At 72.2% G+C, this 18,335-nt stretch carries 16 protein-coding genes and 1 pseudogene; 10 read left to right on the forward strand and 7 right to left on the reverse strand.

Annotated elements, in window-relative coordinates; translation table 11 throughout:
• Positions 1–11: 11 nt before the first annotated feature.
• On the reverse strand, positions 12–1,013 hold the full coding sequence (locus GFD30_RS18595; protein ID WP_153026687.1) for an NADP-dependent oxidoreductase: 1,002 nt from the start codon (positions 1,011–1,013) through the stop codon (positions 12–14).
• Positions 1,014–1,111: 98 nt separating this feature from the next.
• Between GFD30_RS18595 and GFD30_RS18600 the strand changes: the two genes are divergently transcribed.
• On the forward strand, positions 1,112–4,042 hold the full coding sequence (locus tag GFD30_RS18600) for an AfsR/SARP family transcriptional regulator (RefSeq protein ID WP_322633390.1): 2,931 nt from the start codon (positions 1,112–1,114) through the stop codon (positions 4,040–4,042).
• Here the strand turns inward: GFD30_RS18600 and GFD30_RS18605 are convergent.
• The 3 genes from GFD30_RS18605 to GFD30_RS18615 all read right to left on the reverse strand — a co-directional run bounded on the left by GFD30_RS18605 (position 4,035) and on the right by GFD30_RS18615 (position 7,109).
• On the reverse strand, positions 4,035–5,399 hold the full coding sequence (locus tag GFD30_RS18605) for a permease prefix domain 1-containing protein (RefSeq protein WP_153026688.1): 1,365 nt from the start codon (positions 5,397–5,399) through the stop codon (positions 4,035–4,037). The two genes, GFD30_RS18600 and GFD30_RS18605, sit on opposite strands and share 8 nt — an antisense overlap.
• A 1-nt stretch (position 5,400) precedes the next feature.
• A complete protein-coding gene (locus GFD30_RS18610) occupies positions 5,401–5,769 on the reverse strand; it encodes a PadR family transcriptional regulator (RefSeq protein ID WP_153026689.1) in 369 nt (122 codons plus the stop codon).
• Positions 5,770–6,068: 299 nt separating this feature from the next.
• A complete protein-coding gene (locus tag GFD30_RS18615) occupies positions 6,069–7,109 on the reverse strand; it encodes an NAD(P)-dependent alcohol dehydrogenase (protein ID WP_153026690.1) in 1,041 nt (346 codons plus the stop codon).
• 333 nt (positions 7,110–7,442) lie between these two features.
• Between GFD30_RS18615 and GFD30_RS18620 the strand changes: the two genes are divergently transcribed.
• The 3 genes and pseudogenes from GFD30_RS18620 to GFD30_RS27605 all read left to right on the forward strand — a co-directional run.
• Positions 7,443–8,123, forward strand: a complete 681-nt coding sequence (locus tag GFD30_RS18620) for a nucleoside/nucleotide kinase family protein (protein ID WP_322633391.1) — start codon at positions 7,443–7,445, stop codon at positions 8,121–8,123.
• A 184-nt stretch (positions 8,124–8,307) separates the two neighbouring features.
• Positions 8,308–8,688 (forward strand): HEAT repeat domain-containing protein, encoded by a 381-nt coding sequence (locus GFD30_RS18625; RefSeq protein WP_153026691.1) that lies wholly within the window; start codon positions 8,308–8,310, stop codon positions 8,686–8,688.
• 6 nt (positions 8,689–8,694) lie between these two features.
• A pseudogene (locus tag GFD30_RS27605) lies at positions 8,695–8,832 on the forward strand (PLP-dependent cysteine synthase family protein); the annotation flags it as partial.
• 2,395 nt (positions 8,833–11,227) lie between these two features.
• On the opposite strand, the gene GFD30_RS18635 reads toward GFD30_RS27605, so the two are convergent.
• Entirely contained in the window at positions 11,228–12,040 is an 813-nt protein-coding gene (locus tag GFD30_RS18635) for an MBL fold metallo-hydrolase (RefSeq protein WP_153026692.1), read from the reverse strand.
• Between the two features lie 136 nt (positions 12,041–12,176).
• Here GFD30_RS18635 and GFD30_RS18640 point away from each other — a divergent pair, with 136 nt between their 5' ends.
• From GFD30_RS18640 to GFD30_RS18650, 3 genes are all read left to right on the forward strand, one after another.
• Positions 12,177–13,034 carry an NAD-dependent epimerase/dehydratase family protein gene (locus GFD30_RS18640; protein ID WP_153026693.1) on the forward strand — a complete coding sequence of 286 codons (858 nt, stop codon included), beginning with the start codon at positions 12,177–12,179 and terminating at the stop codon, positions 13,032–13,034.
• Between the two features lie 90 nt (positions 13,035–13,124).
• Positions 13,125–14,255 (forward strand): hypothetical protein, encoded by a 1,131-nt coding sequence (locus GFD30_RS18645; protein WP_153026694.1) that lies wholly within the window; start codon positions 13,125–13,127, stop codon positions 14,253–14,255.
• Positions 14,256–14,291: 36 nt separating this feature from the next.
• Positions 14,292–14,744: a VOC family protein gene (locus GFD30_RS18650; RefSeq protein ID WP_153026695.1), complete on the forward strand. Its 453-nt coding sequence runs from the start codon at positions 14,292–14,294 to the stop codon at positions 14,742–14,744.
• 33 nt (positions 14,745–14,777) lie between these two features.
• On the opposite strand, the gene soxR is transcribed toward GFD30_RS18650, so the two are convergent.
• Positions 14,778–15,233: a redox-sensitive transcriptional activator SoxR gene (soxR, locus tag GFD30_RS18655; RefSeq protein ID WP_153026696.1), complete on the reverse strand. Its 456-nt coding sequence runs from the start codon at positions 15,231–15,233 to the stop codon at positions 14,778–14,780.
• A 59-nt stretch (positions 15,234–15,292) separates the two neighbouring features.
• Between soxR and GFD30_RS18660 the strand changes: the two genes are divergently transcribed.
• The 3 genes from GFD30_RS18660 to GFD30_RS18670 all read left to right on the forward strand — a co-directional run bounded on the left by GFD30_RS18660 (position 15,293) and on the right by GFD30_RS18670 (position 17,703).
• Positions 15,293–15,976, forward strand: coding sequence for a thiamine pyrophosphate-dependent enzyme (locus tag GFD30_RS18660; protein ID WP_153026697.1), 684 nt, complete (start codon positions 15,293–15,295; stop codon positions 15,974–15,976).
• 123 nt (positions 15,977–16,099) lie between these two features.
• Complete coding sequence (locus GFD30_RS18665) at positions 16,100–16,987, forward strand: transketolase family protein (protein WP_153026707.1); 888 nt, start codon at positions 16,100–16,102, stop codon at positions 16,985–16,987.
• A gap of 128 nt (positions 16,988–17,115) precedes the next feature.
• The gene (locus GFD30_RS18670) at positions 17,116–17,703 is read left to right on the forward strand and encodes a DUF1707 SHOCT-like domain-containing protein (protein ID WP_153026698.1); all 588 of its coding nucleotides are present in this window, start codon (positions 17,116–17,118) and stop codon (positions 17,701–17,703) included.
• A gap of 203 nt (positions 17,704–17,906) precedes the next feature.
• On the opposite strand, the gene GFD30_RS18675 is transcribed toward GFD30_RS18670, so the two are convergent.
• Positions 17,907–18,212, reverse strand: a complete 306-nt coding sequence (locus GFD30_RS18675; RefSeq protein ID WP_153026699.1) for a hypothetical protein — start codon at positions 18,210–18,212, stop codon at positions 17,907–17,909.
• Between the last annotated feature and the right edge of the window lie 123 nt (positions 18,213–18,335).

Raw genomic sequence — 18,335 nt, forward strand, 5'->3', positions numbered from 1 at the left:
GCCCCTTCCGGTCAGAGCTTCACCAGCATCTTCCCGGTGTTCGCGCCGCGCAGCAGGTCGATGAAGGCGCGCGGCGCGAGCTCGAGCCCTTCGACGACCGTGGCGGCGGCCCGCAGCGTCCCGTCCGCGAGCCACGGCGCGGCCGTCGCGATCCACTCGCCGTGCAGGTGGAAGTACGAGTCGACGCGCATCCCGTGCAGCGAGCCGTTCACCGACGCGAGATGGAACAGGTTCGCCGGGCCGGGCGCCGGCGTGGCCCGGTTGTACCCGCTGACGGCGCCGACCATCGCCACGCGCCCGCCTTCCCGCAGCGCCCCGATGCCGGCCTCGAGGTGGTCGCCGCCGACGTTGTCGAAGTACAGGTCGATCCCCTCGGGCGCGGCCTCGCGCAGCGCCTCCGGGAGCGACCCGGCCCGGTAGTCGATCCCGGCGTCGAACCCGAACTCCTCCACCAGCTTCTTCGCCTTCTCCGGGCCGCCGGCGGAGCCGATGACGCGGGCCGCGCCGAGCCTGCGGGCGAGCTGCCCGGCGATGCTGCCGACCGCGCCCGCGGCGGCCGAGACGAACACGGTGTCGCCCTCGCGCACCGGCACGACCTTCGTCAGCGTCGCGTACGCGGTCAGCCCGGTGGTCCCCAGCGGCCCCAGGTACGCCTCCTGCGGGGCCAGGCCGGTGTCGACGACGACCGCCTCCGCGGCGTCCAGGACCGCGTGCTCGCGCCAGCCCTTGAAGTGGAAGACGCTCGCGCCCACCGGGACCGCCTCGGACCGCGAGGCGACCACCTCGCCGACGGCGGGCCCGTCGAGGACCTCGCCGAGCGCGTACGCCGGCGCCGGGTGCGAGTCGGCGCGCATCCGCCCCCGCATGTACGGGTCCACCGACATCCAGGTGTTGCGCACCAGGACCTGGCCCTCGCCGAGGTCGGGCAGCGCGGTCTCGGCCAGCGCGAAGTCCGATTCGGCGGGCTCGGCGGCCACGTGGGACTTCAGGTGGATCTCTCGGTTGGCGGTCATGTCGTCGCTCCTCGCGTCGTGGTGTGCCGTTGACGGGTTCCACGGTGCCGGGGGCCGCGCACGGTCCGCTGACGGTTCGCTGGCGGTACTGTTCAGGCGTGCGATTCGGAGTGCTCGGGCCCGTGGCGGTGTGGGCCGACGACGGGACCCCGGCGCGCGTGCCCGAGGCGAAGGTGCGCGCGCTGCTCGCCGCCCTCCTCGCCCGCGGCGGCCCGGTCTCCGCGGACCGCCTCGTCGACGACCTGTGGGGCGCCGAGCCGCCCGGCAACCCCGGGAACACCCTCCAGACCAAGGTCTCCCACCTGCGCCGCGCACTCGAGGCGGCCGAGCCCGGCGGGCGGCGCCTGCTGTCCTTCGGGCCCGGCGGGTACGCGCTCGACGCGTACACCGACGCCGACCGGTTCGCCTCGCTGCTGGCCGCCGCCCGGGCCGCGGACGACCCGCGCGCGAAGGCGGGCCTCCTCGCCGACGCGCTGGCGCTGTGGCGGGGCCCGGCCTACGCCGACTGGCGCGACGAGCCGTTCGCGCGGGCCGCGGCGATGCGCCTCGAGGAGCAGCGGCTCACCGCGATCGAGGAGCAGGCTGAGGCGCGCCTGGCGCTCGGGGACGGCGCTCTGGTCGCCGACGAGCTCGGGCCGCTGGCGGCCGAGCATCCGCTCCGCGAGCGGCTCCAGGCCGCTCACCTGCGCGCCCTGTACCTCTCGGGGCGTCCGGGCGAGGCCCTCGCCGGGTACGAGCGGCTGCGCGGGCGCCTCGCCGACGAGCTCGGCGCCGACCCCGGCCCGGAGCTCGCGGCCCTCCACCTGGCCGTGCTCCGGCAGGACCCGGCGCTGGCCCCGCCCGCGACCTCCGCGGCGCGGCCCCGCCCGAACCTGCCCGCGCCCGTCGCCGGGCTCGTCGGACGCGAGCGCGACCTCGCCGATGTCGCTGCGGCCCTGCGCGATTCGCGCCTGGTCACGGTCACCGGGCCCGGCGGGGTAGGGAAGACGCGGCTGGCGCTGGCGGCCGCCGCCGAGGCCGACGAGGCGTGGCTGGCGGAGCTCGCGACCCTGCGCGGCGGCGGCCTTCCCGAGGTCGCCGAGCTCGCGGCCGCGGCCCTGGGCGTGCGCGACGACGCCGGCGCCGGCCTCGCCGACCGGATCGCCGACGTCCTGCGCGGCCGCGGCGCCCTGCTCGTGCTCGACAACTGCGAGCACCTGGTCGACGCCGCCGCCGAGTTCGCCGCCGGGCTCCTGCGCGCCGTCCCGGACCTGCGGATCCTCGCCACCAGCCAGGAGCCCTTGGCGGTCCCGGGCGAGCACGTGCACCGGCTCGGACCGCTCGACCGCGAGGCCGCCGCCGCGCTTCTGACCTCGCGCGCCGGCATCGCCGCCGGCCGGGACCGGGACGCGGTGGACGCGATCTGCGCCCGCCTCGACGGGCTCCCGCTGGCGCTCGAACTCGCCGCGGCCCGGGTCGGCGCGCTCGGCGCCCCCGCGGTGGCCCGCCGCCTCGACGACCGCTTCCGCCTCCTCGCCGCGGCGGCCCGCGGCGTGCCCGAGCGGCAGCGCACGCTGCGCGCCACCATCGACTGGAGCTGGGACCAGCTCGACGATGCGCAGCGGGAGGCCTTGTGCCGCTTGGCGGTCCACCCGGGCGGCTGCACGGCGGAGGCCGCCGGCGCGGACCCGGAGGTGCTGGAGCAGCTCGTCAACCGCTCCATGGCCGCGGCCGCGTCCCGGCCCTGCGGCGAGGTCCGGTTCCGGCTCCTGGAGTCGGTGGCCGCGTACGCGCTCGAACGGGCCGCCGACCCGGGGGCGCTCCTGGACCGGCGGGACGCGCACTACCTGGCGCTGGTGGACCGGATCGACCTGCACGGGCCGCTCCAGCGGCACTGGCTCGACCGGCTCGACCACGAGCTGCCGAACCTGCGCGCGGTCCTCGACCGCACGGCGGACGCCGCCGCGACGGTCCGGCTCGCCTGGTACTGGTTCCTGCGCGGCAGGCATTCGGAGGCGCTGCGGCGTCTCGCGGCACTGCCCGCCGACCCCGACACGGCGACCCTCGCGCACGGTTTCGCCCTGTTCGGCGGCACGCGGCCCGACGGCCCGGGGGCGGACCCGGCGGCGGGCCCGCGGGCGCGCTGGTTCGCGGCCCTCGGGCACCTCCATCTCGGCGACGTCGCCACCGCGCGCGACCTCCTCGACGGCGCCCTGGCCGGGTTCCGGGCCGCGGGGGACGACTGGGGCGTGGCCGCCGTGCTGGCGAGCCGGTCCAAGCAGGCGCTGTACGAGGGCGATCTGGACGCGGCGCGCCGGTCGGGGGAGGAGGCACTGGAGCGGTTCACGGTCCTGGGCGACGGCTGGGGCCGGCTTCAGGCCGCCGACATGCTCGGGTATCTCGCCGAGATCGCCGGCGACTACGAGCGGGCGGGGAGCCTGCACCGCGACGGGCTGCGCCGGGCCGAGGACCTGGGCCTGTGGGTGGAGGCGTCCTACCGGCTCTCGAGTCTCGGCCGGATCGCGATGCTCACTGGGGACATGGTGCGCGCCAAGGAGTTCCATGAGCGCGGGGAGCGGCTGGCGCTGGAGCAGCCGCATCCGTTCGCGGCCGAGTTCGCGCGCGTCGGGCTGGCGCTGATCGCCCGGCGCACGGGCGATCTCGACGACGCTGAGGAGCGGCTCGGCCGGTGCCTGCGGTGGCAGCGGGATCTCGAGACCGAGTCGGGTCTGCTCTCGTACGGTGTGACGCTGCTGCTGGCGGAGCTCGGGTTCGTGGCCGAGCAGCGCGGGGACGCCGCCCGGGCCCGGGCGCTGCACCAGGAGGGCCTGATCGCGGCCCAGGCGATCGGGGATCCGCGGGCGATCGCGATGGCGCACGAGGGGCTGGCGGGCGCGGCCGCGCTGGAGGGGCGGCACGGCGAGGCCGCGGCCCTCTTGGAGAAGGCCGCGGCGATCCGCGAGGCGGCGGGCGCGCCGCTGCCGGAGCCGGAGCGCTTCGACGTGGACCGCATCCGGGCCCGCCTGCGCTCCGGCGCCGGTCTCACGTGAAGCTGAACAGCGGCGGGAAGGCCAGGACCACGACGCCGGCCCAGGCGGCGTACACGGGCATGTACCCGGTCTGCCAGTTCTCCAGCAGCGCGAACCTCTTGCGGCGCCGGATGATCGCGATGTAGAGCCACGCCGTCCAGGCGAGGTTGACGAACAGGACCAGGTTCTCGCCGAGCGCGGCGCTCTTGTTCGGTGTGAAGCCCCATTCGGTGATGCGGCCGAGGATCGCGATGAGCACCAGGATGTCGATGAGCAGGGCGCTCACGACGAGCGCGAGCTGCATCCAGTCGAACACCCCGGGTTTCGCGGCGGCGTCGCGGGCGGAGATCGAGTACAGGACCAGGCCGAGGACGACCGCCAGGAGCAGGTCGAACATGATGAGCATGTCCCGCTCGACGTCGATCGCGTTGGTGGTCACGCCGATCGCGACGAGGACCGCCACGAGCGTCACCGCGAACAGCGGCGTGAACACGCGGGTGAGCACGGGCGCCATGTTCTCGATGACGCTCTGCTTGGCCTCGACGAGCCACGCGGCGACGACGACGGCCGCGGCCGCGCCGCAGGGCATGAGCCACTCGGAGATGAACACCTCGGCGTCGACGCCGATCGCGCCGAACACGCCGACGGTGAACGCGGTGAGCACCCCGCCACCGAGTCCTATTAGGACGAAGTAGATGAACCACTCGCCGGTGAACCGGATGAAGTCCATGCGCTTCTGCCCCGAGCGCCACTCCCCGCCGGCGTACGCGACGCCGACGACGAACCACAGCGCCAGCGGCAGGTGGATCGCGCTGAGCACGATCGACTGCGAGTCGCCGTCCATCGGGTACGCGTTCACGGCGACCGCGCCGACGACGAACAGCGCCGCCACCGTCCCGGTCGCGGCCGCGTTCAGCCTGCGGCGCCACGCGAAGTAGACCGCGAGCGGCGCGAGCACGAGCAGGCCGAGGTTGCGGGCGTAGAACTCGCCGCTCTCGTCGAAGCCGTACCCGAACAGCGCCGGGATCTTGATCGCGGCCACGCCGAGCGCGGCGCAGACGAGCATGACGACGAGGCCGCGTCGGCGCTCGGCGTCGGCGGCCGCGTCGCGGTCCGGGTCGAGCACGAGCTGCTTCCACAGCCGGTCGGAGTGCTCGCGGGCGAACTCGCGGGAGAGCTCGTCCATGCGGCCCATGCGCTTGACGGCGATGAGGAACGCCTCGTCGGGGCGCAGCCCCGACTCGGTCAGGTCGCCCACCCGCTCGCGCAGGTGGTCTTCGAGCTCGTCGACGTCGGCGCCGCTGATGGCCTTGCGGCGCAGCATGTACGTGCGCCATTCGGCGATCTGGGCCTCGAGTTCGGTGTCGCTGCCGGTCATGTCAGCCCTCCAATACCGGGGGTGCGAGCGGACCGAGGGTGCGGGTGGCCTTCCAGATGTCCTGGAGCGCGTCGGTGACGGCGGCCCACTGCTTGCGCTGCTCGGCGAGCTCGCGCTGCCCGTCCTCGGTGATGGCGTAGTACTTGCGGCGCCGCCCGCCTTCGGGCGTGCGCCAGGACGACTCGACGTAGCCGAGCCGCTCGAGCCGGTGCAGGAGCGGGTAGAGCAGACCTTCCGTCCACTCCAGACGGCCGCCGGAGCGGTCGCTGATCTCCTTGAGGATCGCGTATCCGTAGCTCTCCTCCTCGGCGAGGATGCCGAGGACGAGCGGCGTGGCCGAGGCCGCCACGAGGTCTTTCGCGATGTGCATGAGGGGGAGCGCCTCCTTAACCCTAGTAGCTCTATGCCTTGATGTTCTATGCATCGTAGATCTAGGGTTGCCCGGTTGTCAACACGGGTGCCGCCTGGACGTCGCTTGGCTGGGCGGAGCGCCTTGGAACGGGCCTGGTCCGACTGGCTTGAGCGGGCCGTACCGTCCTGGAACGGGCTGGCCCCCGCCCAATCCGCACCGGCGCAACACGACTGCGGCCCGGCCATGACTGACCGGGCCGCGCCGCCTTTTGAACGAACCGGCCCGGCCGCCGCGCAGCCGGACCGCACCGCCTCCGATCAGCCGTTCGGCAGGATCACCGCCCGGCCGTTGATCCGGCCCGCGTGCAGCCGCTCGTACGCCTCGGGGGCCTCGTCCAGCGAGAACGTCTCCACATGCACGTCGATGAACCCGTCCCGCGCCAGGTCGAACACCTCGATCAGCTCCTCGCGCGTCCCCCAGTACGGCGCCTTCACCGACACCTCGAACGGCAGCGCCCCGAACCCGACCGGCAGCGTCCCGCCGCCGATCCCGACGATCGTGACGTCTGCCTCCACGGCCGCGCATGCGCCCGCGGTCGCCACAGTCGGGCCCGCGCCCACGAAGTCGAACACCGCCTGCGCGCCGATGCCGCCGGTCAGCTCCCGCACCCGCCCCGCGGCCTCCGCGTCCGACAGGACCGCCTCATGCGCACCGACCTTCCGCGCCAGGTCGAGCTTCTCCTCCGTCACGTCCAGCGCCACCACCTTCGCGGCCGTCAGCGCCCGCAGGAGCTGCACCGCGACGTGCCCGAGCCCGCCGGTGCCGATGACGACCGCCGTCGAACCCGGGCCCAGCTTCGGCAGCGACCGCTTGACCGCGTGGTACGGCGTGAGCCCCGCGTCGGTGAGCGGGACGGTCTGGACCGGGTCGAGCCCGCCGAGCGGCACGAGGTGGCGGGCGTCGTCGACGACGAGGTACTCGGCGATCGCGCCGGGCGCGCCGAGGCCGGGCGGGTTGATGCCGAGTTCGGCGGCGCGCTCGCAGTAGTTCTCGGCGCCCGCCGCGCATTTGATGCACCGCCCGCAGCCCCACGGGCCGTAGACGGCGACCGGCTCGCCGATCTCGACTCCGGCGACGCCGTCGCCGAGCGCCGCGACCGTGCCGGCGCCTTCGTGGCCGAGCGTGAGCGGGAGCTTGTAGGGGAAGCCCTCGGCGGGCCAGGACATGACGGCGATGTCCGAGTGGCAGACGCCGGCGGCGGTGACCTTGAGGAGGACCTCGCCGGGTCGCGGCTCGGGCGTGGGGACCTCGACGACCTCGGGGGCCGCGCCGATCTCCCGGTATTGCAGGGCTTTCATGGACGCCTCCGTGCGGCTCGCGTGCGGCCCTCGAAACCGCAGTTCACAGGGCCTGCTGACCCGGCCACCGTAACCCCCGCCAGGGGCCGCGCGGCCGGTTTCGCGAAGCACCGGCACGAGCGAGGGGTAGCGGGTGCGGGCACAGGCACCGGCGAGTGGAGGGGTGTCGCACCGAGGGGCGCGGTCGCGGGTGGTCGCGGTGGCACCGGCGGTGAGCGGAGGGCGTGCCGCACAGGCGAGGGACAGCAGTCCTATCGCGTTGGTACCGGCGACGAGCGGTCGGCGTGTCGCACCGGCACTGGCGCCGAGTCGCGAGTGCGTTAGGTTCGCGGCGTGGACTTCGCAGACGACCCCCAGGTGCTGTTGGACCGCGTCAAGGCGCTCGGCGCCGCGGGCGGGCGGGTGCTCATCGGCATCGCCGGGTGCCCGGGCGCGGGCAAGACGACCGCGGCGGCGTGGCTCGCGCGCACGCTCGACGCGGGCGGCACGCCCGCGGTGCAGGTGCCGATGGACGGGTTCCATCTGGCGAACGCGGAGCTCGTGCGTCTGGGCAGGCGGAGCCGCAAGGGCGCGATCGACACCTTCGACGGCCACGGCTATCGGGCGCTGCTCGATCGCCTCGCGGCCGACCGCGAGGCGGTCGTGTACGCACCGGAGTACGACCGCCGCGTCGAGGAGCCGGTGGCCGGCGCGATCGCGGTCCCGCCGGAGACCGAGGTGGTCGTGACCGAGGGGAACTACCTGCTCGACGAGACCGCGCCGTGGCCCGCGGTGCGCGCGGCGCTCACGGAGGTCTGGTACTGCGAGACGCCCGAGCCGCTGCGCCTGGAGCGCCTCATCGCCCGCCACGAGCGCTTCGGCAAGTCCCCGGAGCACGCCCGCGCCTGGGTCGCCGAGGTCGACGAACGCAACGCCGAACGCATCCGCGCCGCCCGCCACCGCGCCGACCTCGTCATCGACTTCGTGGCCCTGGCAATCGGCGCCCCGGACCCCACCGAGCCCCGCCGCCCATAGGGCACCCAACGGCCGCCGCGCACAGAGCGCGAACAGTCCGGCCAGCCAGCCCCGCCGCAACACTCGAGCGTGGTCTACCGGTAGACAGCACCTCCGGCCGTAAGAACTGGTTCGAGTTTCGAGAAGACCGGGGTCTGTTCCTGATTGCGGTGATGATCTCAACCGGGGCGATAGTCTGGCGCGCATGAATCGTGTGTTTCGTGATGCGATGCGGCTGATGCGAGACCATGACCCGCAGCGCCAGGAAGACGGGTTTCACGCGTTGCTTCCAGTGGCGAGCGAGTACATCGACGAGCTGCTTGAGGAGTTTCAGGCTGAACACGACGATCACGGTCTGCGCTGCTGGTTGCTGGAGCTGATCGGCGAGGCACGGTCGAGCAAGGGGCTGCCGACACTTGCTGACCAGCTGAACTCTTCCGATGAGGTGCTGCGGGGCTGGGCCGAGCATGGACTTCGACTGCTCGACAGCAAAGAAGCGCGACGGATTCTCTGGGAGGCGGAACAGGGTTCACCCCGTCGAGAAGGCCTGAGCCGGTCAGTTTCCGGCAGGGTAGGACGTAGTTGAGGCGTCGCCGGCAGCGCCGTGACCCTCCTGTGCGACTCCGGGCAGCGCTACGGCGCCACCTATTTCGACGACGACTGGGTCGCGTCCCAGGGCATCGATCTCGACGCGGCCACCGCCCGGCTCACCCCGATCGTGCCCAGCTGATCGGGTCAACGGCGGCAGAGGTCGTGTTGCCATCACGGTGTCGTCGTGGTCGGTGTTTGATCAGGCGACGAGCGTGCGTGTGTTGTAGCGGGTGCGCTCCGGGGCTCGGGTCGCGACCCGCGTCAGGTCCGGGCGGCACCGATGGCGGGTGGAGCCGCACGCATCGGAGGTGTGTTGCCGTGGCCGGGTCTGCTTCGGTCGGCGGCGAACCCCATCGATGGCCTGCGAACCGGAGCCTGGTCGCGCTCTGGTCTGGTCGTGGCCGGTGTTCGAACAGGCAGCGACGACCGGGTGCGTGCATGGCTGCGGGTGCGTTCCGGTGGCCGGGTCGCGATCCGGTCGGGGTCCGGGCGGGCGCTGATGGCTCCCGCGCCCCCATGCGATGCGATCGGGTCCGATATGGCCTGGAATGACCGGGCTCGGCAATGCATGCTCGGCCTTGGCTGCCTTGGCTGCCTTGGCTGCCTTGGCTGTCCGGCACTGCTCTGCTCTGCTAGGCACCGCTTCACCTCAGGCCGGAGGCGCTTCCAGCACTCACGGCAGGCGCGCGCACTCGCGACCACCCCGGACTCCGCCACTGCGCTCGCACCGCCGGCCTCACCCGCTCGCGTGTAGCGACCAGAGCCGCGCCTCACGGCAGGCTCGCGCACGCACCATCATCCCCACCACTCCGCCGCTGCGCTCGCGTCGTCTGGGCCTTCCCGCTCGCGTGCGGCGAGTCCGACACCGATACGGCCCTGGTGAACACGGTCGATCCCGGCGCCGCTCACCTCAGGCGGCCCTAGACCGGCCCTGGTGATCCACGGCCGCGCCAGCCCCAGCGCCCCCGGGAGGCGCGGGACCCGATCCTGCTCGGCCCCCGCCGCTCCGCCAGGCGCGGCGGCCCGGCCGCAGCGCGCCCGAGCACGCTCGCGCACCAGCTCCCGCACAGACCCCGACCCGTTTCGGTCCCGCCTCGGATCCGCTACCGTCCAGCCCAGCTGCACACCGAGCCGGCCCCGGCGGGCGCCGATCCGCCAGCCGCAAACCCACTGCGGCACCATCGGCTCCGATCGCTCTCGACCCCGGTCGCTTCAACACCGGTGGTGGACCGGTCGCGGCCTGAGCGCACGCTCGCGCGACGCTTCCCTTGGCCTCTCGCCAGATCGGTGCGCACTCTGTGGCGGGCCTGAGCGCGCGCTCGCGCGTCGCGCTTCCCCTGGCCTCGCGCCAAAACCTGTGCGCACTCCTGCGGCGCTCCCGGCTGCGGCCTGAGTGCACGCCCGCGCGGCACTCACCGCTTCCCCTGGCCTCGCGCCAAAACCTGTGCGCACTCCTGCGGCGTTCCCAGCTGCGGCCTGAGTACACGCTCGCGCGACGCTCACCGCTTCCCCTGGCCTCGCGCCAGGCCCGGCGCAGCCCTGCTCGCCTCCATCCACCCTGCGCGCACTCCTGTGGCGGCGCTCCTTGGTGCATCCCCTGTTGAGTTGTGAAAGGGCAGCAGCGACATCGGTCGATGATCGAACCATGCCCGTGCCAGGTCACATGCTGGCACCAGCCCCGATCATCCTGTCGTGCTTGATAGCAGTGTCTCGTCTCCTGTGGTGGTCCGGTCTTGTGCCTCGTTGGAGCACTGCCGCCGGCGGGGTGATCCCGACCGGTCGATCCCCCGCCCGATCACCTCCCCACCCCCTCCATGGGGTGGGGCCGGTTGACTGCTGCGGGTCCCGATCGCAGTGAGGGATGAGATCGACCCGGATCCGACCGCTTGCGTCGGGGGCCCTGCCTCGAAGTCAGTGTGGTCTACCGGCCGGCCAGAGGCTTGTCTCAGTCTGCTTGCACCGCCCTGCACCTGCACCGAACTCCCTGTCCCTGTGCGTACCCCCATTCTCGCACACCTGTGCGACACCGTCATCACCCACACGACTGGAGAACACTCACGTTCAAGCGCCGGTTCTCAAGCGCCCCAAGCAATCTGGCGTGACCCCGGCCCCTGAAGCGAGCGCAACCCGCCCCGGCCCGAGCCTCGAACACCCGCCCAGCCGACACTCCCTCGTCGCCGCCGCCCCGACCCCGACCCGCACGAACCACGAACGCGCCACCGAGCCCGCGCCAACTCCCGCCCCTTCGTCGCTGCCGCCCCGACCCCGACCCGCACGAACCGCGAACGCGCCATCGAGCCCCGCACCGACTCCCGCCCCTTCGTCGCTGCCGCCCTGACCCCGACTCGGATGCACCCGCAGCACGCTCCCGAGCCTGCGCCATGCACCGGCTTTCGTCGCCGCCGCCCTGACCGCAACCCGATCGAGCCGGCAACACGCCACCGACCCCGCGCCGACTTCACCCCTTCGTCGCCGCCGCTCTCGCCCGACCGCCTCCGACGCCCGCCGGAACCGGGTTCCTTGGGTGCATCGCCTCAAGCGGAGATGAACGGTTCGGTCAGGTGCGGGGTCGCGAGGTGGAGGGTGGTGGCGGATTCGGTGGTGAGGAGTCGTTCACGCGAGCGTTTGGCGGTCGCCGGATCCATCTCGTGGGCGTAGGCGAGGCCGGGGTTGAGGAGCTGGATCGCGTGCACCAGGAGGTCGCCGGTGACGGCGGCGAGTTCGCGGCCCGAGGCCACGAGCACGCTCTGGTGGCCGGGCGTGTGCCCCGGCGTGGCGACGACGCGTTCGCCGGTGCGCAGGGCCGCGTCGCCGTCGAGGAGGCGCAGCCGTCCGGCGCGTCGGAGCGGGTCGAGCAGGGCCGCGTCGAGCTGCGGGTTGATCATCTTGACGGCCTCGACTTCGTTGCGCTGCAAGAGGTATTCGGCGTTGGGGAAATAGGGCCGCTGCTCGTCGCCGACGACCGCCCAACCCACGTGGTCGGTGTGCAGATGCGTGAGGACCACATTGGACACCTCGGCGGGGTCGATCCCGGCGGCGGCCAGCTCCTCGGGCAGGCGGCCCGGGACCGGCGCCCACGAGGCGGCGGGGCTGTCGGCCGGGCCGATCCCCGCGTCGACGAGGGTCACGCCGCGGTCCGACCGGATCGCGAACGCCCGGAACTGGAGCATCCAGCGGCCGTCGGCGTCGACCGAGCCGGGGTCGAAGGCGTCGGCGGCGGCCCACTGCTCGGGCGTCGCATCGGGGAACGCGTCGGTCCGGGGGGAGAAGAACGGCCCCCGGCCGTCGGTGAGCGCGATGACGGTGTGCGCGCCGAGGCGGAGCGAGGGCGGTGCGGGGGACGGCATCATCCGATCCTGCCACCGCGGCCGGCCGAGCCGGCGGCGGGATTAGCATCTGAACCGCACCGAGGCTCACAGCTCTGAGGCTGACAGCTCTGAGACTCACGGCTTTGAGACTCACACCGACGAAGGGGGAGGCGCTATGGCGCGCGTGGCGGTCACCGGCGGAAGCGGGAAGCTCGGCAGGGCCTGCGTACGGGATCTGGTCGAGCACGGCTGGGAGGTCGTGAACCTCGACCGCCGGCCCTCCCCGGACGAACTACCGGTCGTGTACTCGCAGGTCGACCTCACCGACTACGGCCAGGCCGTGGAGGCCCTGACCGGCATCGACGACCGCTTCGACGGGATCGACGCCCTCGTCCACCTCGCCGCGATCCCCGCGCCGGGCCTGCAGCCGAACTCGGCGGTGTTCCGCAACAACGTCCTCAGCACCTACAACGTGTTCGCGGCCGCGCGACTGGCCGGGATCACGAACATCGTGTGGGCCTCCAGCGAGACCGTCCTCGGCCTGCCCTTCGAGACCCCGCCGCCGTACCTCCCGGTCGACGAGGAGTACGCCCCGCGCCCCGAGTCCACGTACTCGCTGGTCAAGACCATGGAGGAGACCATGGTCGACCAGTTCTGCCGCTGGAACCCCGAGCTCAAGGCCACCGGCCTGCGCTTCTCGAACGTCATGTACCCCGAGGACTACGCCGCCTTCCCCGCGTTCGACGACGACCCGGAGCTGCGCCGGTGGAACCTCTGGTCCTACATCGACGCCCGCGACGGCGCCTTGGCGGTCCGCCGCGGCCTCGAACGCGAGGGCACCGGCAAGGAGGTCTTCGTGATCGCCTCCCCGGACACGGTCATGACCACCCCGACCGCGGACCTCGTCGCCCGGTACTACCCGGACCTCGAACTCAAGCGACCCGTCGAGGGCCACGAGACGCTCCTGTCGATCGACAAGGCGCGCAGGCTCCTCGGCTACGACCCCGAGCACTCCTGGCGGAACCACGTCTGAGATCTGGACGCGAGGGCGGGGCAACCTTCGGGTAGGTTCTGCGCATCCAAGTAGGTGCGCCGTACCCATCTCCGAAAGGCGGCCCCGTCCATGCGCCGATCCGCGCTGCCGCTCCTCGTCGTCCCGCTCGTCCTGACCGCTTGCAGCGCAGAGGAACCGGTTGAGGTGACCGATGAGGACATCGTCGCCATCGAGCGGAGCATCGTCAACATCTCCGCGCTCGGTTGGGAACTGATCCAGGCCGAGTCCCGCGTCGGCTCGCAGTGCATGCAGGACCAGGGGTTCACGGTCCACGACCCGATCGCGCTGTTCGGGAACGGCATCCCGCACCGCTTCGAGGGCTTCCACTCCCCGTACAGCCGCATCCCCACGGTCGAGCAGGCCGAGAGGTTCGCGTTCGGCGAATGGGTGCACCAGACCGAGTCCGATGCGGCCGTGGAGATGCGCGCGGATCCCGACTTCCTGGCGATCAACGCCGAGGACGACGGCTGGTGGGACCCGGCCTTCGACCGGGAGCGGGAGGAGTTCGACGCCCAGGGCGAGGAGTACGCGGCCGCCTGGAGCGAGGCGTGGAAGGGCACCGAGCGCTACGAGTACGACCAGGCGTTCCAGGAGGCGATGGAGACCGCCGAGGATCCGACGGAGGTCGATCTCGGGGAGCAGCCGCCGTTCGGCGGCTGCGAACTGGAGACGATCGAGATCGTCTACGGCGGACCGGAGTCGTGGGAGTCCGATGACGGGCAGACGAACTGGACCAGGCCGGGGCGGGAGGAGAGCCCGCTGACCGCGATCGGCGACGGCGAGATCTACGGGTTGATGGCCCCGGAGTACGCCGAGGAGGAGCAGGCGTTCCTCGACTGCCTCGCCGATCGCGGCTACGGCGCATGGGAGTTCGACGATCACGGCTACCTGCCGACCGGCGACTACATCCTGAAGAACCTGTACGGCGACACCACCGAGGCCTATGAGGGTGGTGAACTGGTGGAGGTCGCGGAGCTTCCCGACGACTTCGACGCGAGCGACCCGGTCGCCGCCGAGTTCGCGATCGCCCTCGACTTCGCCGAGTGCGCCGAGGACGGCGGCCTGCACGACGGGTCCGAGGAGATGTTCGCGCGCCTGTCGGTGGAGCAGCTCATCGGCAGCGAAGCCGAGATCTACGCGCACGAGCAGGAGCTGAAGGGTCTCATCGAGAACGCCCAGGAGTACATCGAAGGCGAATAGGGGACGCGTGTCGGACCCCGGGCCTACGATCGGGGCATGGCCGTCAAATTCAAGATCTGCATCGATGCCGCCGACCCGCACCGCCTGGCCGACTTCTGGGCCGCGGCGATGGGCTACGAGATCGAGGACCACTCGGGCCTCATCTCGACCCTGCTGGAGCAGGGCGTCATCACCGAGGACCACATCGTCGAGGTCCACGGGCGCAAGGGCTGGAAGACCGCCGCGGCGGTCCGGGACCCGGACGCGCCGTTCGACCCGCACAGCGGTGTGGGCAAGGGCATGCGCCTGCTCTTCCAGACCGTGCCGGAGCCGAAGACGGTGAAGAACCGCGTCCACCTGGACCTCCACTACGGTCCCGACGAGTACGAGGCCGAGGCCGACCGCCTCGAGTCGCTCGGCGCGACGCGCCTGGGCGCGTACGACGAGGACGGGGCCAAGTGGATCGTCATGGCCGACCCCGAGGGCAACGAGTTCTGCTGCCACGCTTGAGGCAGCGCGCGAGGCGAGATCGAGGGCCCCGGCTCAGAGCGGCTTGAACCCCAGGTGCGAGCCGGGGCCCTCGGCCGCGAGTTTGTCCTCGCGGTTGTAGATCGAGCACTTGTCGATCGAGAGGCAGCCGCAGCCGACGCAGCTGTCGAGGTCGTCCTTCAGCTCGCGCAGCGCCGCGATCCGCTGCTCGATCCGTTCGCGCCACTCGCCTGAGAGCCGCGTCCAGTCCGCCCGGTCGGGGACGCGCCCGCCGGGCAGCCGGTCGAGCGCGGCCTTGACCTCGTCGAGCGACAACCCCACCGACCGCGCCGCCCGGATGAACGCCACCCGCCGCAGCTCCGCCCGCCGGTACCGGCGCTGGTTCCCGGCGGTCCGCACCGAGCTGACCAGCCCGAGCGACTCGTAGTACCGCACCGCGGAGGTCGCGAGCCCGGCTCGCGCCGCGAAGTCCCCGATCGGCAGCACCGCATGAGGATCGTGCTCGGTCATGTGTCCCCGCCCACTTCATCCTTTACTTCAAGTCGACTTGAAGTTACATGATGCTCCGCATGACAGCCACCTACGAGCAGACCCTGGAACTGGCGCGGCGCACGGTCACCGACGTCCGCTACCCGGTCGTGAAGACCTACACCTTCGACCCGATCTGGGTCCTCTACGACCGGGTCCTGCGCATCGACCCCGCCCACCCCGACGACCCCGCCCGCGACCGGTTCTACCTCTCGAAAGGGCACGGGCCCAGCGCGTTCTACGCCGTCCTCGCCGCGAAGGGCTTCTTCCCGGCCGAGTGGCTCGACGACATCGCCTCGCCCCATTCCCGACTCGGATCCCACCCCGACGCCACGCTCGTCCCCGGCGTCGAGATCTCCTCCGGCTCCCTCGGCCACGGCCTGCCGCTCGCCGTCGGCACCGCACTCGGCCTGCGCGCCACCGGCTTCACCGACACCCGCGTGTTCGTGCTCGTAGGCGACGCCGAACTCGACGAGGGCTCCAACCACGAGGCGATCCAGTACGCCGGCGCGGTCGGGCTCGCGAACCTCCACGTGGTCGTGGCCGACAACGCCTCCGGGACGGTCGGCTGGCCCGGCGGCATCGCCTCCCGCTTCGAGGTGAACGGCTGGAGCGCCGCCACGGTCGGACTCACCGATCACGACGCCCTGTACCGCTCCTTCACCGAACCGCACCCGGACCGGCCCCGCGTCACCGTCGCGAGCGCCATGCTCGGCCCGCACTGAGCCGATGGCCCCGACCGCCCCGACCGCCCCAGCGCCCGGACAGATCCCGACGACCGTCTCGACCAAGGAAGAGAACCGATGCTCCGCACCGAACCGCTGACCGACACCGCCCAGGCGCTCACCATGCGCGAGGCGTTCGCCGCCCGCGCCGCCGAGCTCATCGACGCCGACCACGGCATCGCCATCGTGCTCGCCGAGATCTCCGCCGACCTGTTCCAGGACGCCGCCGCGGCCCATCCCGACCAGGTGATCAACGTCGGCATCCGCGAACAGCTCCTCGTCTCCGTCGCCGGCGGCCTGGCGCTCGCCGAGATGCGTCCCATCGCCCACACCTACGCGCCGTTCCTGGTCGAGCGCGCCTTCGAACAGATCAAGCTCGACTTCGGCCACCAGGGCACGAGCGGGGTCCTGGTCAGCGTCGGCGCCTCGTACGACTGGGCCGAGGGCAGCAACACCCACTTCAGCCCCCGCGACGTCGCCCTGTTCGACACGCTGCCTGGCTGGCGCGTCTTCGTACCGGGCCACGCAGCCGAGGTGCCGCCGCTCCTCGACCGGGCGGTCCGCTCGGACCAGGGCGCTTACTTGCGGCTCTCCTTGCGGCACAACAGCACCCGGCACGGCCGGAACGACGGATCGCTCACCGTCGTGAAGGAGGGCACGCGCGCGACCGTGGTCGCCGTCGGACCGCTCCTCGACAACGCGCTCGCCGCAGCCGCCGACCTGGACGTCACCGTGGCGTACACGAACACTCCTCGGCCGCTCGACACCGCCGGCCTGCGCGACCTCGCCGCGCGGACCGGGAACACGGTGGTCATGGTCGAGCCGTACCTGGAAGGCACGTCGGCCGCGATCGTGTCGCGGACCCTCTCCGACCGGCCCCACCGGCTCCTGTCGATCGGTGTCGGCGTCGAGGAGCTGAGGCGGTACGGCACCGCCGCCGACCACGAACGCCTGCACGGCCTCGACGCGGAGGGCATCGGCGCGCGGCTCCGCGGATTCCTAGCCGTGTAGTGAGGCATCGAGCGAGCGCGGAGGCAGGGGATCGCGGGGCGATGGCTTTCCTAGCGTGGAGTGAGCGCGGAGTGGGGCGAGCGGGAGGCGGTATGTTCGAGCTGGAAACGAGCAGAAGGTAAACCGCAATGCCCACACCAGACCCGAACGTCCGCCTCTCCAACGCCGACCGCGAAGCCCTCGTCGCCCGGCTCCACGCCGCCACCGAGGAGGGCAGGCTCGATCTGAACGAGTTCGCCGAGCGCTCCAGCCAGGTCTACGAGGCCAGGACCTTCGCCGACGTCGAGCGCCTCCTCGCGGACCTCCCCGAAGAGGACCGTGCGCTCGCGGTCCCGACCCGCCGTAAGACCCCGACCGAGGTTCCCGACCTCGATCTCTCCCCGGTCCACAGCAACGTCAAGCGCGAAGGCGCCTGGACCGTCCCGGCGCGGATCACGACCAAGCAGAAGCACAGCGCGGTCAGGCTCGACTGCCGCGAGGCCGAGTTCGCCGCCGAGGACATCGAGCTGAAGGTCGAACTGGTCCACTCCAAGATCACGGTGATCCTGCCGCCGAACGCCTCCGCCGTCGACGACGGCGTCCAGCTCCACGGCGGCGGCATCGTCAACCGATGCGCCAAAGCGGCCTCCGGGCCGCGGATCCATGTCACCGGCAGCAACCGGTGGAGTAAGGTCGTCATCCGCTACGAGCGCCGATTCCTCTGGTGGCGCTTCTGAACCGCACTGGCAGCGAATCGGGGCCGGTCGACCTTCCACCCGAGGTCGACCGGCCCCCTTTTCGATCGGCCGGCCGCGCAGTCACGGCGCCGCCTGGGGCGGGCGCCGGGCATGGCCTGTCCGATCGGGGACTCCGCGGACCGGGCGGGAGGTTCGACCACCGGACGCGGAGAAGACATGAAGCTGTGCGGCGACCCGTGCGGCTAGGTGTTGTCCGGTTCGGCGATCAGGCCCCGGGCGCGGGATAGGATCCACTCGCACCACTCGTCGCCCCGCCAGGCGCCGCGCCATTCGGGGACGGCATCGGGTTCGTCGACGAACCGGCAGATCTCCCGCGCCCCCGCCCCGTCGTTGCACTCGATCCGGTACTCCGGCGGCCCGAGCGGATGCCAGCCTTCACCGACGCCGACGCGGTACAACGCGAATACGGCTGGGCCTCTCCGGAAGTCGCCGAGCCAGCCGTCCTTCTCGGGGTCGGGCTCCGACTCGGCGACGGTCGGGTCAGCCATCGCTGTCAGTCTGGGGTCGTACCGTTTGAAGCCACAGGCGGTACACCGGGCAGGACCTGACCTGAGCCATTGCTGGCCTCGGTCGAGTGCCTTCGTTCTGACCTGTCGGTCCTGCCCGTCCAT

It is taken from the genome of Glycomyces albidus (assembly GCF_009451885.1).
Taxonomy (GTDB): Bacteria; Actinomycetota; Actinomycetes; order Mycobacteriales; family Micromonosporaceae; genus Glycomyces; species Glycomyces albidus.